The organism is Polaromonas sp. P1_F1, from assembly GCF_056405795.1.
Genome location: NZ_JBFUBJ010000012.1, coordinates 69,708 through 84,201, shown reverse-complemented (window position 1 = coordinate 84,201; position 14,494 = coordinate 69,708). Strand labels below are relative to the sequence as shown.

Genomic DNA, 14,494 nt, shown 5'->3' with positions numbered 1-14,494 from the left:
GGGCTTAGTAGCCGCCGCGTCCACCGCCGCCGCCACCACCGGAACGGCCACCGCCGCTGCCGCCGCCGCCGTAGGGGCTGCGGAAACCGCCGTCGCCACCGCCGCCGCCGGAGCGACCACCGCCGCCACCGCCGTAGCCACCACCGCCGGAACGGTCGCCGCCGCCACCACCGTAGCCGCCACCACCGCCGCCGCCGAAGCCGCCGCTACGTGGAGGACGTGCCTCCATGGGACGTGCTTCGTTCACGACAACGCTACGGCCGCCCAGAGGCTGGCCGTTCATGCCGTTGATAGCTGCCTGGGCTTCTGCATCGCTGCCCATTTCGACAAAGCCAAAGCCTTTGGAGCGACCGGTGTCGCGTTCCATCATGACTTTAGCGCTGGTGACAGCGCCAAATTGGCCAAAAGATTGTTGCAGGTCTTCGTCGCGGACCGAGTACGGCAGGTTGCCGACGTAAAGTTTGTTGCCCATGAAGGGACTCCTCTAAAACACAAAAACAAAAGCGATGGGGTCCCGAAAGCACAACAAATCTTGATACGTACCGCTGTAGCGCGCGAAACTGACCGATCACCTAACGTGTGCGAATAGTGATACTCGCACCGGCATATTATGCGTCAGTTATCAAAAAGACAACCAGCTGGCGTTACCGCCTGGGCCTCGCAAGCCCGCATAAACAGGGGCTTCCCGGGCTTGTTTACGATTTTTGTATCGACTTGCCCGCTGACTTGAAGGCCGCGCAGGGTAACCTAAAGCACTTCTATTGAAGATGACGCAACAAAAAGCCCGGGATGAGGTTTTCACCCCAGCTACGCGGGTGTTTAACAATAAAGCGTTATTAGTAGCCCGAATTTACGGCTCTGCTTAATAAGTTAGCGCCTACTGTTTATGGATTTACCAATGAATAGAGGCTACCGGCGCGAAGAAATCAGAGTCGTAAGTTCTCTCCGGACAGCCCTGATGCTGGAAGCGAGGATGTGTCCGTTAAAAGCCATAAGCAGGACAGTTGACGCGCGCGCGGAAGGAAAATAGTTACAAAAAATTGCAATGATTCAATCCGAATCAATATTTATTCGATGAGATGGCGACCGCCTTCGCCCGTTCGGCGGCGCGTTATTTGGGACGAATATCGGGCGGCAATTCGGTGGAGCCAGCCTCGGCAAGATCCGAATAGTTGCGCCACTGCTTCATCGCGGCGCGCATGGTCAGAATCTGGTTCTCAAACTTCGGGCAGGCATCGCAGGCCAGAAGATGCAGCTTGAGCGCAATGTGGTCGGGCAAACGGAGTGCGCGGTCTTCCCGCGCGATCAGCAATGCCGCAGCCTCGCGGCAGGTGCGTCTTAACAGGGTCAGGTTGGGTTTCATGTTAAGGGCCGGCCGTATCAGGTGCTGTTTTGCCAAACCAGTGGATATTCAGACACTCCTGCAGGCGCAGGCGGGCCCGATGCAACTGGACATACAGGTTGGTCGGTGTCAGTGAGAGTTCCTTACAGACTTCCTGCGAGGAAAGCTCCAGCCACTCACGCATCAGGAACAGCCGCCCCAGTGCAGGCGGCAGGCGTTCCATGCATGCGTCCAGTACCTGGAAGAACTGAACCTGCTGCAGGGTCTGGTCCGGATTGCCCCAGTCGTTGGGCGGTTCGGTGAAATGCCCGTCAGCCTGGAAAGAGAGCCGGTCGAGCTCGTCACCCTCTTCATCGCCGCGGGCGTCCGGCACGGCCACCATGCGCGCATTGCTGCGGATCAGGTCAATGACCTTGTGCTTGAGAATGCCGACAAGCCACGTCTTGAGCTGGGAGCGGTTGCCGAAAGACAGCGGCTTGGACAAAGCCGCCAGCAACGTTTCCGACACGGCGTCCTCGGCCCATTCATCGTTGCGCAGCTGCAGGCGCGCAAAACGAAGGAGATAGACGCGGTGTTCAACCAGCTGCTCTTCAAAAGTAGGCATGGCCGAAAGTCTAGCGGCTGCTTTGGCGCTTGTGGGCTGGAACGCGCGGAAATTTACGTCCGCTGGCCGGAATTTAAGGAAAAACCGGCTCGCGCCCAATAAGGCTATGCGCAAGCAGCTATCAAATAGATAGCAAAATGGGGTCTCTATGCCACCGCTACCAGTTGACTTCGCGGTCGGGCGTGGCACCAATGCGGTGGACGGACAAATCCGCGCCTTCAAATTCTTCTTCCTGGCTCAGCCGGAGGCCCATCGTGGACTTGAGGACACCATAGACAGCAAAGCCCGCCAACAGTGCCCAGGCCACACCCATGGCACTGCCCAGCAACTGGGCGCCAAAGCTCACACCGCCCAGCCCCCCCAGGGCTTGGTTGCCGAAGATGCCGGCAGCGATGCCACCCCACAGGCCGCACAGGCCATGCAGTGGCCAGACGCCCAGTACGTCGTCAATCTTCCATTTGTTCTGTGTCAGCGTGAACATCACGACGAACACGCCACCGGCGATGCCGCCCGTCACCAGCGCGCCCAGCGGATGCATCAGGTCTGAGCCTGCGCATACCGCCACCAGGCCGGCCAGCGGCCCGTTGTGCACAAACCCCGGGTCATTCTTGCCAAACACCAGTGCGGCGAGCGTGCCGCCGACCATGGCCATCAGGGAGTTGACGGCAACCAGGCCGGAGATTTTGTCGATGGTCTGTGCGCTCATCACGTTAAAGCCGAACCAGCCCACGGTGAGGACCCAGGCGCCCAGCGCCAGGAAGGGAATGTTGGAAGGCGGATGCGCCGACACGGCGCCGTCCTTGCGGTAGCGGTTGCTGCGCGCGCCCAGCAAAATCACCGCCGGCAAGGCCAGCCAGCCGCCCACGGCGTGAACCACGATGGAGCCCGCGAAATCATGAAACTCCGCACCGGTCAGTGACTTGATCCAGGCCTGCACGCCGAAGTGCTGGTTCCAGACGATGCCTTCGAAGAAGGGGTAGACAAAACCGACGATGACGGCGGTCGCGATGAGCTGCGGGTAAAAACGCGCCCGCTCGGCGATGCCCCCCGAAATAATCGCCGGAATGGCTGCGGCAAAGGTCAGCAAGAAGAAGAACTTGACCAGCTCATAGCCGTTTCTAGCCGCCAGCTGCTCTGCGCCGACAAAAAAATGGGTGCCGTAGGCCACGCCATAGCCCACCACAAAATACACCACGGTGGACACCGAGAAGTCCACCAGGATCTTGACCAGGGCATTGACCTGGTTCTTTTTGCGAACCGTACCCAGTTCCAGAAAGGCAAAACCGGCATGCATGGCGAGCACCATGATGCCGCCCAGCAGGATGAACAAGGCATCTGAGCCCTGTTTTAGTGCTTCCATAAGTCCCTCTTCAGATGAAATTGCTATTTGTTGGTGCGATTTCAGAGAAATTCCCATAACCGCACCAAATACAAGCAAGAAATGCGCCTCAAGTGTGCGAATGAACAGCTGGGTGCACCATTTCAGCCTGAAAGCGCCTGGACGCCTGGCGATATAATGAAAGCTGTCATTGGGGAGTAGCCAGCCTTTCAATCCTGAAAGGGGCTTGCGTCAACAGACTTGTCCTTGGAACCTGTTCTTTCGGACATGGCGCAAGCGGTCTTCGGATCACGCGAGACCTTTGACTGCACAGCCTCCGCTTCAGGCCGGGGATGCCGTGCAGTCATGGGTTTTCGGCCGGAGTCTTTTTGAATGGAAGCTTTCCTCGTCTCCACGGGCATCGTCGCCCTCGCCGAAATGGGCGACAAGACGCAACTCCTCGCGCTTATCCTCGCTGCCCGCTTCAAGAAGCCCTGGCCCATCGTCGCCGGCATCTTTGTCGCGACCCTGGTCAACCACGCATTGGCCGGCGCCGCCGGCGCCTGGGTCACCACACTGATCGGCCCGCAAATGCTGCGCTGGATCCTGGGCGCCTCGTTTCTGGCCATGGCGGCGTGGATGCTGGTGCCCGACAAGCTGGACGCGGACGAAGAGGAAAAGCCGCCGCGTTACGGCGTGTTCTTCACCACCGTGCTGGTGTTCTTCCTGGCGGAAATGGGCGACAAGACACAGATCGCCACCGTGATGCTGGCCGCGCGCTACGACGCCATCGTCAGCGTGGTCGCCGGCACCACGCTGGGCATGATGCTGGCCAATGCGCCGGTGGTCTGGCTGGGCGAGCGCGTCACCCGCCTGGTGCCGCTGCGTGCGGTGCACATCGTCTCGGCGCTCATTTTTGCCGGGCTGGGGCTGGCGGCATTGCTGATGAAAGCATAAAAGAGACAAACAGCACTCCCCACCCAGCAGGGGCCGAGGAACCGGCTTTGCCGGGCCTCAGGCGCAGCGGCCCCCTCGGGGGGCAGGGAGTTACGCGAAGCGAACGACCGTGGGGGCCACATCCATCGGGGTATACTTTCATTAGCGCCGATTTGCTCAGCTTGCGGGCGCTTAAAAAGTACAGCTAAAGACGAACTCCAACGACCCGGACTCGCTTTAGCGATGCCGGGTTTTTTGTTTCTGCAGGTGATTTTTTGACACTTATTGCCACCCCGCTCAGCATGCACTTTGTAGAGGCCTTGCCTCTGCAGAGCGGCGCGTCGATACGCGCCTACGACCTGAGCTATGAAACCTACGGCGAGCTCAACGCGGACAAATCAAACGCCGTGCTGATCTGCCACGCGCTCAATGCCTCGCACCATGTGGCGGGCGTGTACCTCGATGCGCAGGGCCAGCCGATAGCCAAATCCGAAGGCTGGTGGGACACCATGATCGGCCCCGGCAAGCCGGTCGACACTGACCGCTTCTTCGTCATTGGTGTCAACAATTTGGGCTCCTGCTTCGGCTCTACCGGGCCCATGCAGCCCAACCCCGACACGCAGGAGCTCTACGGCGCCGACTTCCCCGTCGTCACGGTGCAGGACTGGGTCAGCGCCCAGGCCCGCCTGCTGGATCGCCTGGGCATCCAGACGCTGGCCGCCGTGATGGGCGGCAGCCTGGGCGGCATGCAGGCACTGGCCTGGACGCTGCAATACCCCGACCGCGTGCGCCACGCCGTGGTGGTGGCCAGCGCGCCCAACCTCACCGCCGAGAACATCGCCTTCAACGAAGTCGCCCGCCGCGCCATCGTGACCGATCCCGATTTTCACGGCGGCCACTTCTATCGCCACGGCGTGTTGCCGAAACGCGGCCTGCGCATCGCCCGCATGATCGGCCATATCACTTACCTGAGCGACGACGTAATGAACGAGAAGTTCGGCCGTCAGTTACGGCAAGCAGTAGCCGAGACGGTGAATGCCGATGCCCCCTATAAATACACGACGCAGGACATCGAGTTTGAAATCGAAAGCTACCTGCGCTACCAGGGCGACAAGTTCAGCGAGTACTTCGACGCCAATACCTATTTGCTGATCACGCGGGCGCTCGACTACTTCGACCCGGCCAGAGCGTACGGCGGCAACCTCACCCAGGCGCTGGCCCATGTGACAGCCAGGTTCCTGCTAGTGAGCTTCACCACCGACTGGCGCTTTTCCCCCGCGCGCAGCCGCGAAATCGTCAAGGCGCTGCTCGACAACCAGCGCGACGTGAGCTATGCCGAGATCGACGCGCCGCACGGCCACGACGCGTTTCTGCTGGAGGATGACCGCTACCTGGGCGTGGTGCGCTCCTATTTCCAGAGCAAGGTGGCTGCTGTATGAACCTGCCTGTCGAACTTAATGTTCAGCCCTCGGCTGATTTGCTGTCCATCGCGCGGCTGGTGCCCCACGGCTCCCGCGTGCTTGACCTGGGCTGCGGCACCGGCGAGCTGCTGGACTACCTGATCCGTGAGCGCGGCTGCTCGGGCTACGGCGTCGAGATCAACGACGCCAACGTGCAGGCCTGCGTGGCGCGCGGCGTGAACGTGATCCAGCTCAACCTGGAAGCGGGCCTGGCGCTGTTCGGCGACCGCTCGTTTGACGTGGTGCTGCAGATCGACACGCTGCAACACCTGCACAACGCCGAAACCATGCTGCGTGAAACCGCGCGTGTAGGCCGCGCCGGCATCGTCGTGTTTCCCAACTTCGGCCACTGGCCCAACCGCCTGGCGGTTGCGCGCGGCCGCATGCCGGTAACGAAGGTGTTGCCTTACCAGTGGTATGACACGCCCAACATCCGTGTCGGCACACTGCAGGATTTTGAAGCGCTGGCGCTGCAAAACCAGTTGCAGATCCTGGATTCCTTCGGCTTGCAGGATGGCCGCGAAGTCCGCTTTTGGCCGAATGCCCGCGCCAGCCGGGCGGTTTTCAAGTTCAAGCGTGAGTAGCGCCGGCGCTGTCTGATCGCTAACGCGGCTTCGGCCAAAAAGCAGACATAACCCGCAATTCCGAATGGGTCGGCCGGAATTCCGACCTGGCGCCCCCGCGCCTCCAAGTCGTGCTGGAGCATGTTGCGACGCGTTCGAAAGCTGTCAACAGTACGTTTTCAGCACAAATCTGCCGAGCCCTCTTGTAACGTTCATCACGTCATGAGATGATTGCTTCATGACTGACTGGCTGATCCTTACCGCAACACTGCCGACCACCCCAAGTGGCCTGCGGGTCCGGGTGTGGCGTGCACTCAAGGCTACAGGTGCGGGAACGCTTCGGGAGGGGGTCTATGTCCTTCCGGCCACCGCGCCCTCCGCCCTTGCTCTGCGGGAGCTCGCCAAGACGATTGCCGACGCTGGAGCTGACGCCTACTTGCTCGAATTGCGCGCGCGCGATGACGCCCAGGAACAGGCGTTCCGCGCCCTGTTCGACCGCTCCGAGCACTATGCAGAGCTCGTGCAGGCCGTGAAGGATGCCCGCAAGAGCATAGTGGCGGCCAGCGAAGCGGAACTCCACAAGACACTGCGCAGCCTTGAGCAGCAATTGCAGCAGGTCCAGGCAAGCGATTTCTTCCCGGGCAAGGAGAGCGCAGGGTGTGTTGAGGCCGTCTCGGCTCTGCGGCGTGAGATGGAACTTCACCTCTCGCCGGACGAGCCGTCGCCTACAAGGGCCGTTGTCCCCGCGCTTTCCATCAAGGACTACCAGGGCCGCACCTGGGCCACCCGCAAGCGCCCCTGGGTAGACCGCCTGGCCACAGCCTGGCTGGTGCGCCGCTTTATCGACAAGTCCCCGAACTTCATCTGGCTGGCGGAGCCGAAGAAGTGCCCTAAACAGGCTCTCGGCTACGACTTCGACGGAGCGGCCTTCACGCACGTGGGTGAACTGGTGACCTTTGAGGTCGTCGCCAGGAGCTTCGGCCTTGACGAGAAGCCCGCCCTGGCGCGGCTCGGTCAGCTTGTGCATTACATCGACGTCGGGGGCATTCCGCTCGACGAAGCGCCGGGCATCGAAATGATCGTTCGCGGTTTGCAAGCGCAGCACGCGGACGACGACCAGCTGCTTGAGGCGGCGCTCGCATTTTTTGACACCCTGCACGCCGCTCTGAAGGCCGCCAAATGACCACTGATACCGTCGACCAGACAGGGCCCCAACCCATCACTCGCGGGGAAGCGTTCTCCTTCTGGTTGAAGCTTGGCTTCATCAGCTTCGGCGGGCCCGCAGGGCAAATAGCCATCATGCACGAGGAGCTCGTAGAGCGCCGGCGCTGGATTTCCGAGAACCGCTTCCTGCACGCCTTGAACTACTGCATGCTGCTGCCCGGCCCGGAGGCGCAGCAACTCGCGACCTACATCGGGTGGTTGATGCACCGCACGTGGGGCGGCATTGTCGCCGGCGGGCTGTTCGTCCTGCCGTCGCTGTTTCTGCTGATTGCACTGTCGTGGGTCTACATGGCTTTCGGCCACGTCCCGGCCATCGCGGGCCTGTTCTACGGCATCAAGCCAGCCGTCACCGCACTGGTCGTGCATGCCGCCTACCGGGTTGGCTCCCGCGCCCTCAAAAACGGCTGGTTGTGGGGCATCGCGGCGGCGGCGTTTATCTCCATCTTTGCATTCAACATACCGTTCCCGTTGATCGTGCTCGCGGCGGGCGCCATCGGCTACCTCGGCGGGAAGTACGCACCCGACAAGTTCAAGACCGGCGGCCACGGCGCGTCCACCAAGCAGTTCGGTCCGGCCCTCATCGATGACCACACGCCCACACCCGCCCACGCGTTCTTCACCTGGAAGCGCGCCAGGCAAGTGCTGGTCGTCTGCCTGGGCCTGTGGATAGCCGCCATCGGCGCTCTCACGGCTGCATACGGGTGGGACGCGGTGCTCACACAGATGGCATGGTTCTTCACCAAGGCTGCGCTGCTGACGTTTGGCGGTGCCTATGCGGTGCTGCCCTACGTCTACCAGGGCGCAGTGGACAACTACCAATGGCTCACCGGCCCCCAGATGATTGACGGCCTGGCGCTCGGCGAGACCACGCCCGGCCCGTTGATCATGGTCGTCGCGTTTGTCGGCTTCGTCGGTGGCTGGACCAAGGCCATATTCGGCCCCGAGTCCCTGTTCCTGGCCGGTGCTGCCGCGGCGACGGTGGTCACCTTCTTCACTTTTCTGCCGTCGTTCTTCTTCATCCTGCTCGGCGGGCCTTTCATCGAGTCCACGCACGGCAACCTGAAGTTCACGGCTCCACTGACCGGCATCACAGCCGCGGTGGTGGGCGTGATCTTGAATCTCGCTGTGTTCTTTGCCTACCACGTGCTCTGGCCGCAAGGCCTCTCGGGCCGCTTCGAGTGGGCTTCATTCGTCATCGGAGTAGCGGCCGCCGTGGCGCTGTTTCGCTTCAAAGTTAGTGTCATTCCCGTCGTGTTGGTCTCCGGCGTCGTCGGGCTGGCGCTGCGGCTCAGCAACATTATTTAAAGGTGCACCCATGGACGCTCGAATTCACGACCTCTCCTTCGACCCTGCCGGCATGAATGGCCTTTCGGAGAAATTGCTGCGCAGCCACCACCAGAACAACTACAGCGGCGCCGTCAAGCGGCTGAATGCCATCCGCGGCCGGTTGCGGGAGATGCCTTTCGCGACTACAGCCGGCTTCGACCTCAATGGTCTCAAGCGGGAAGAACTCATCGCGACCAACTCGATGCTGTTGCACGAGCTGTACTTCGACTGCCTGGGTGCCACCGGCGAGCCGCTGACACCGGCGGCGGTGCTCGCGCTGCAATCGAACTTCGGCAGCGTTGAACGATGGCGCGAGGAGTTCGTCGCGATGGGCAAGGCCCTGGCCGGCGGATCCGGCTGGGTGCTGCTGGTATTCCAGCCGCGCGAGGGAACCCTTGTGAACCAGTGGGCCGCGGACCACACGCACGCGGTGGCGGGTGGCATCCCCATCCTGGCGCTCGACATGTACGAGCACGCCTACCACCTGGATTTCGGCGCGGCCGCCGGCCAGTATGTCGATGCCTTCATGGAGAACATCAACTGGACGCGCGTGTACGAGCGCTACCAGGCCGCGGTGGAGGCTTCAAGCGAGCCGTTCGCAGCCACTGCCGACGACCTCGCCGGTGCCCATGTTCTGGATGTGCGGCGGGCAGGGGTCTTCGACCAGGCGGACTCGCTCATTCCCGGTGCGCAGTGGCGAGACCCGGCCCAGGTGAACGCCTGGTCGGCGCAGCTGCCCAAGGACAAGCCCGTGATGGTCTATTGCGTTTACGGGCACGAGGTCGGACGATCCACGACCATGCGCCTGCGTGCAGCAGGGGTCGATGCCAGGTTCCTGAGCGGCGGTATTGACGGCTGGAAAGCCGCGGGCCGGCCGCTCGCGGCAAAGCAAACCTGAGGCGTGATCCATGGACGTGATCGACTTTCACTGCCACTTCGCCGGAGCGGGCATTCCGGTCGATGCGTCCAGAGGCAGTCCACCAGCCCAGAAGGAATTCTGGGACGGCGTAAGCAGGCGGCTGACGCAAGAGGCGGCATTGCTTGCGTCGCTGCAGACGGCAGGCGTGACGAGTCGAGTCATCAACACGTCCCTCGAGTTCGTCTTGGCCCCAGGCGAGGAGGCGGACATTGACACCATCCGCAAAATAAACGATTCGATGGCAGAGGTGGTGCACCGCCACAGCGGTGTGTTGCACGGACTTGCCACCGTGGACGCCTACCGTGGCGAGGAGTCAGGCCGCGAATTGACGCGAGCAGTCAAGGAGCTGGGCCTGAAAGGCGTGTTCATCGAGAGCGCGAAAGGGGATCTGCTGCCCGATGCACCGGAAGCCAGGGCGACCTTTCTTGCGGCATCGGAGCTGGACGTTCCCGTGTTCCTGCACCCGGTGCCGGATGCGGCTCTGCGCCAGAAGTTTGGGCACACAGGAAAGTTCAGCGAACGTCTTTCGCGCGGCGCGATCAACAGCGCCGCCTTGCTTGCCATGGTGCACGCCGGCATGTTCGAAGAGATGCCCCATCTGAACGTCGTCGTCACTGCGCTTGCGCTTGGGGGTTTGATGCTCGGGGAATGCCTGGCGGATGGCGCGCGGATCGGCAAACACGCGTCGCCGCGGCGCAATGTTTACATCGACACGACAGGCACGCATCCGGTCATGCTGCGTGCGGCCATCGACCTTGTCGGGGAGGACCATGTCGTCACCGGCACGGATTGGCCGGTCGTGACTGAAACGGATCTGCCGGCCCGGCTCACCAGCCTGTTCGACCAGTGTGGCCTAGGCGAAGCCGGCCGGGAGCTGATCGCCAACGGAAATGCGCGGCGCCTGCTGCACGCGTAAGCCTTCAAGGAGCTGATCATGCCCAGACCTTCCGTCGCATTGCTCTATCCTGGCGATCGCGCCATGCGGGACCGCGCGGATCCAGCTGAAAGCCGCTTTGCCGCTTTGTTCGAGGCGTTTGCGAGCGCCGGAGTAAGCGCCGTCCCGGCCGTGTACAACGATGCCTTCGCCGAGGAAGTGGAGGCGCAGGTGCGCGACTGCCGCCTTGTGCTGACATGGTGCAACCCCATCGAGGGCGGACGAAGACGGGACGTCCTGGACGCCATGCTGCGGCGGGTTGCCGACTCGGGGGTTGTGGTCAGCGCGCACCCCGAGACCATCCTGAAGCTGGGAACCAAAGACGTCTTGCTTCACACGCGCGATCTCCCGTTCGGCAGCGACGTTTGCCGAGTCGAAAGCCTCAAACAGCTTGAGGAAGAATTGCCGGAACGGCTCCGCAAGGGCCCGCGGGTGCTCAAGCAATACCGGGGGCATAGTGGTATCGGTGTCTGGCGTGTGGAACTGGTGAGTCCCATTGGCACACCCGCGTGCCTGCGTGTGCGCCACGCCCAGCGCGGCAGCGACGAGGAGCTGATGGAGCTCCCGGCGCTGCTGGCAAGACTGGCTCCGTACTTCGAGCCGGCGAATGGCGGGCACATGATCGACCAGGCATGGCAACCACGGTTGGTGGAAGGCATGGTTCGGGCCTATTTGGTGGAGGACCGGGTCGAGGGGTTCGGACACCAGTCGGTGAATGCGCTCTACCCCGCCGCGCCTGGCCAGCCAGCGCCGCAATCCGGCCCGAGGCTGTACTACGCCGCGGACCTGCCGCAATTCCGGTACCTGAAGGAACGACTGGAGACCGAGTGGGTCGAGTTGCTTCGTGCACGCGTCGGCCTCGCGCGCGAGCGGCTTCCCTTCTTGTGGGACTGCGATTTCATGTTCGGCGAGCCTCTCGTCGATGCCTCTGAGTACTATGTGCTTTGCGAGATTAACGTCAGCAGCGTAGCGCCATTCCCGGACTCCGCAATCCAGCCACTGGTTTTGGCTGTGCAACGTCGTCTAGAGCAGATTTGATCGCTTGTCGGCGCTTGCCGGTTTGCTGTTGCGTTTGTCCGACCTGACCTGATCGCCGCTCTGGATGACCGGGGGCTGGGCGCGGTATGCTCAGGCCCTCGTGATGGAACCCTCAGCCCCCAGCGAATCCCGGTCATCGACCCTCCTCCTGGAACGCCTTTTTGGTGACTGGGTGCGCGAGGTGTCGCCTGCTACTGTGCGGGCCGATGCGATGGCGGGTCTTTTGGGCGCAGTGCTGGTGCTGCCGCAAGGCATTGCCTTCGCAACGCTGGCCGGCCTGCCGCCGGCCTACGGCCTTTACACCGCGGTGATTCCCTGCATCATCGCCGCGCTGTTCGGCTCCAGCCGGCATGTCATGTCGGGCCCCACCAACGCCAACTCGCTGGCCCTGTTTGCCATGCTCTCGCCGCTGGCCATGGCCTTCAGCCCGCTTTACATTCAGCTGGCGCTGGCCGTCACCGTGATGGTGGGCGTCATGCAGTGGCTGATTGGCGCGTTGCGCCTGGGTGTGCTGGCCAACTTCATTTCACCGGCGGTGCTGTTTGGTTTTACTTCGGGCGCGGCGCTGCTGATCGCTGTGCATGCGTTGCCCGACCTGCTGGGCCTGGCGGCTGCGCCTGAGCACAGCGCGGCCGCCGTTCTTGGACATGTTCTCACGCAGATCACTTCCGCCCAGCCCATGGCGCTGGGTGTTGCGGCCATCACCCTGGGTGTCGCGCTGCTGCTGCGCCACCTGCGCCGCAACTGGCCGTACATGTTGATCGGATTGGCGGTGGCCACTGCGCTGGCCTGGGTGTGGAGCGGCCTTCTTCATCCCGGTGCCGCACCTTCCGCCTCGTTGCGTACTGTGGGCCAGATCCCCGTACCCTGGCCGAGGTTCGAAGTGCCGCGCATCAGCTGGGCGCAGGCCGCCGACCTTATCGGCCTGGCGTTTGCGCTGACCATCGTCGCGCTGGGCCAGGCGATCTCGATCGCCAAGACGGTGGCGCTGCGCTCGGGCCAACGCGTAGACGCCAACCGCGAGTTCCGCGGCCAGGGCCTGTCCAACATCGTCGGCGGGTTTTTCTCAAGCTACGTTTCCTGCGGCTCGATGAACCGCTCCATGCCCAACCTGGAGGCCGGTGCGCGCACCCCGCTGGCCTCGGTATTTTCGGCTTTGTTGCTGCTGGCGCTGGTGGCGGTGAGCGCGCCGCTACTCGCGCAAATCCCCATGGCCGCGCTGGCGGCGCTGCTGGTGCTGGTGGCGTTCGCGCTGCTGGACTTCGCACGCTGGCGCCAGCTGTTCACCTTGAGCCGCAGCGACTTTGGCGTGGCGATGGCCACCATGGTGGCGACCGTCACCATACGGCTGGAGATCGCGATCTTGCTGGGCATGATTTTGTCGCTGATGTCCTTCCTCTACCGCACGTCAAAGCCTGCGATGCGCACCATGGGTTTTGACAGCCGCGGGCTGGACCGGCAGTTTGTGGTGATCGACAACAGCGTTGATGCGGGGGTTGACGTCGTTTCCGCACAGAAGGCCGAAGCGTCGTCGGAAGCGACGCCCCAGGCCTTGCCTGAATGCCCGCAGCTCAAATTGCTGCGAATGGAAGGCGAGGTCTACTTTGGCGCGACACAGCACGTCGCCGACATCCTGCATTCGCTGCGCACCCAGCCTCAGCCGCAAAAACACCTGCTTGTCATGGGCAAGAGCATGAACTTCATTGATCTGGCCGGCGCCGAGCTGTGGGAGGCCGAGCTCGCCGCGCGCCGCGCCATGGGCGGTGACCTGTACTTCCACCGGCCGCGGCCTGAAGTCATCCGCATGTGGCGCAAAACGGGCTTTACCAGCGTGCTGGGGCCAGAGCACCAGTTCCCCGACAAGTTCACCGCGATCTCCACCATCTTCAATAAGCTGGACCCTGAAATTTGCCGCCACTGCACCGCGCGGATATTCTGGGAATGCCAGTCTGCGCCAGGCCCCGACACACCCACCCCCTGAAACCCATGCCCCAATTCGCCGCCAACCTTAGCTGGATGTACACCGAGCTTCCCATGGCCGAACGCTTTGCCGCAGCCGCTCGTGACGGTTTCACGGCCGTGGAAATCCTCTCGCCCTATGCATGGGAACCCGCGGCGCTCAAAGCCATCCTGCAGCAACACGGCCAGCAGCTGGTGCTGTTCAACGCACCGCCCGGTGGCGTCGATGTGGCCAGCATCGAGAAGGCTTGGGCAAGCTCGCAAAAAGGCACGGCCTGCCTGCCGGGCCATGAAGCGGAGTTCCGTGCCGGTATCGCGATTGCGCTGGAGTATGCGCAATCGCTGGGCTGCCCGCGCATCCACGTAATGGCGGGCGTACTGCCCGCCGGGGTGGAGCGCGAGGCGGTGCAACCGACCTATGTGAACAACCTGCGCGAGGCGGCCCCACTGGCGGCCAAGGTGGGTGTGGACCTGTTGATCGAGCCTATCAACACCCGCGACATTCCGCGCTTCTTTTTGAACCGGCAAGACCACGCACATGAAATCATCCGCGAAGTGGGTGCGCCCAACGTCAAGGTGCAGATGGATCTTTACCACTGCCAGATCGTTGAAGGCGACCTGGCCATGAAACTGCGCAAATACCTGCCCACGGGCCACGTCGGCCATCTGCAGATCGCGGGCGCACCCGGCCGCAATGAGCCAGATGTCGGTGAGATCAACTACCCCTATCTGTTCGCGCTGCTCGATGAGCTCGGCTACAGCGGTTGGGTAGGGTGTGAATACAAGCCGCTGCGCGGCGCAGAAGCCGGCGCTACGCAGGCCGGGCTGGGCTGGCTGAAAAGACTTCGCGAATGCGCCTGAGCGCGTTCGC

14 protein-coding genes and 1 riboswitch are annotated in these 14,494 nt (G+C 62.6%); of the genes, 10 read left to right on the top strand and 4 right to left on the bottom strand.

Annotation, left to right across the window (positions count from 1 at the left end):
* Positions 1-4 precede the first annotated feature (4 nt).
* The 4 genes from AC1DZE_RS22525 to AC1DZE_RS22510 form a co-directional block, all read right to left on the bottom strand.
* Positions 5-472 (bottom strand): RNA recognition motif domain-containing protein, encoded by a 468-nt coding sequence (locus AC1DZE_RS22525; RefSeq protein ID WP_457281904.1) that lies wholly within the window; start codon positions 470-472, stop codon positions 5-7.
* 639 nt (positions 473-1,111) lie between these two features.
* Positions 1,112-1,363: a zf-HC2 domain-containing protein gene (locus tag AC1DZE_RS22520; RefSeq protein WP_477673903.1), complete on the bottom strand. Its 252-nt coding sequence runs from the start codon at positions 1,361-1,363 to the stop codon at positions 1,112-1,114.
* A 1-nt stretch (position 1,364) separates the two neighbouring features.
* Positions 1,365-1,946, bottom strand: coding sequence for a sigma-70 family RNA polymerase sigma factor (locus AC1DZE_RS22515; RefSeq protein ID WP_477700569.1), 582 nt, complete (start codon positions 1,944-1,946; stop codon positions 1,365-1,367).
* Positions 1,947-2,103: 157 nt separating this feature from the next.
* Positions 2,104-3,306, bottom strand: a complete 1,203-nt coding sequence (locus tag AC1DZE_RS22510) for an ammonium transporter (RefSeq protein ID WP_477672228.1) — start codon at positions 3,304-3,306, stop codon at positions 2,104-2,106.
* A 159-nt stretch (positions 3,307-3,465) separates the two neighbouring features.
* Positions 3,466-3,652: riboswitch (yybP-ykoY riboswitch) on the top strand.
* A 5-nt stretch (positions 3,653-3,657) separates the two neighbouring features.
* On the opposite strand from AC1DZE_RS22510, the gene AC1DZE_RS22505 reads away from it, so the two are divergent.
* From AC1DZE_RS22505 to otnI, 10 genes are all read left to right on the top strand, one after another.
* A complete protein-coding gene (locus AC1DZE_RS22505) occupies positions 3,658-4,221 on the top strand; it encodes a TMEM165/GDT1 family protein (protein ID WP_477670442.1) in 564 nt (187 codons plus the stop codon).
* Between the two features lie 254 nt (positions 4,222-4,475).
* The gene (gene metX / locus AC1DZE_RS22500; RefSeq protein WP_477672230.1) at positions 4,476-5,639 is read left to right on the top strand and encodes a homoserine O-succinyltransferase MetX; all 1,164 of its coding nucleotides are present in this window, start codon (positions 4,476-4,478) and stop codon (positions 5,637-5,639) included.
* The gene (gene metW / locus AC1DZE_RS22495) at positions 5,636-6,244 is read left to right on the top strand and encodes a methionine biosynthesis protein MetW (RefSeq protein ID WP_477672231.1); all 609 of its coding nucleotides are present in this window, start codon (positions 5,636-5,638) and stop codon (positions 6,242-6,244) included. The genes metX and metW overlap by 4 nt, the downstream gene beginning before the upstream one ends.
* Before the next feature lie 217 nt (positions 6,245-6,461).
* Positions 6,462-7,406 (top strand): chromate resistance protein ChrB domain-containing protein, encoded by a 945-nt coding sequence (locus tag AC1DZE_RS22490; protein WP_477670445.1) that lies wholly within the window; start codon positions 6,462-6,464, stop codon positions 7,404-7,406.
* The gene (chrA, locus tag AC1DZE_RS22485; RefSeq protein WP_477670446.1) at positions 7,403-8,752 is read left to right on the top strand and encodes a chromate efflux transporter; all 1,350 of its coding nucleotides are present in this window, start codon (positions 7,403-7,405) and stop codon (positions 8,750-8,752) included. Before AC1DZE_RS22490 ends, chrA begins: the two co-directional genes overlap by 4 nt.
* Before the next feature lie 10 nt (positions 8,753-8,762).
* Complete coding sequence (locus AC1DZE_RS22480; protein ID WP_477672232.1) at positions 8,763-9,671, top strand: Fe-Mn family superoxide dismutase; 909 nt, start codon at positions 8,763-8,765, stop codon at positions 9,669-9,671.
* Positions 9,672-9,681: 10 nt separating this feature from the next.
* The gene (locus AC1DZE_RS22475) at positions 9,682-10,608 is read left to right on the top strand and encodes an amidohydrolase family protein (protein ID WP_477670448.1); all 927 of its coding nucleotides are present in this window, start codon (positions 9,682-9,684) and stop codon (positions 10,606-10,608) included.
* Positions 10,609-10,626: 18 nt separating this feature from the next.
* A complete protein-coding gene (locus AC1DZE_RS22470) occupies positions 10,627-11,664 on the top strand; it encodes a Cj0069 family protein (protein ID WP_477670449.1) in 1,038 nt (345 codons plus the stop codon).
* Between the two features lie 103 nt (positions 11,665-11,767).
* Positions 11,768-13,645: a SulP family inorganic anion transporter gene (locus tag AC1DZE_RS22465; protein WP_477700568.1), complete on the top strand. Its 1,878-nt coding sequence runs from the start codon at positions 11,768-11,770 to the stop codon at positions 13,643-13,645.
* A 5-nt stretch (positions 13,646-13,650) separates the two neighbouring features.
* On the top strand, positions 13,651-14,484 hold the full coding sequence (gene otnI, locus AC1DZE_RS22460; protein ID WP_477670451.1) for a 2-oxo-tetronate isomerase: 834 nt from the start codon (positions 13,651-13,653) through the stop codon (positions 14,482-14,484).
* Positions 14,485-14,494: the final 10 nt, after the last annotated feature.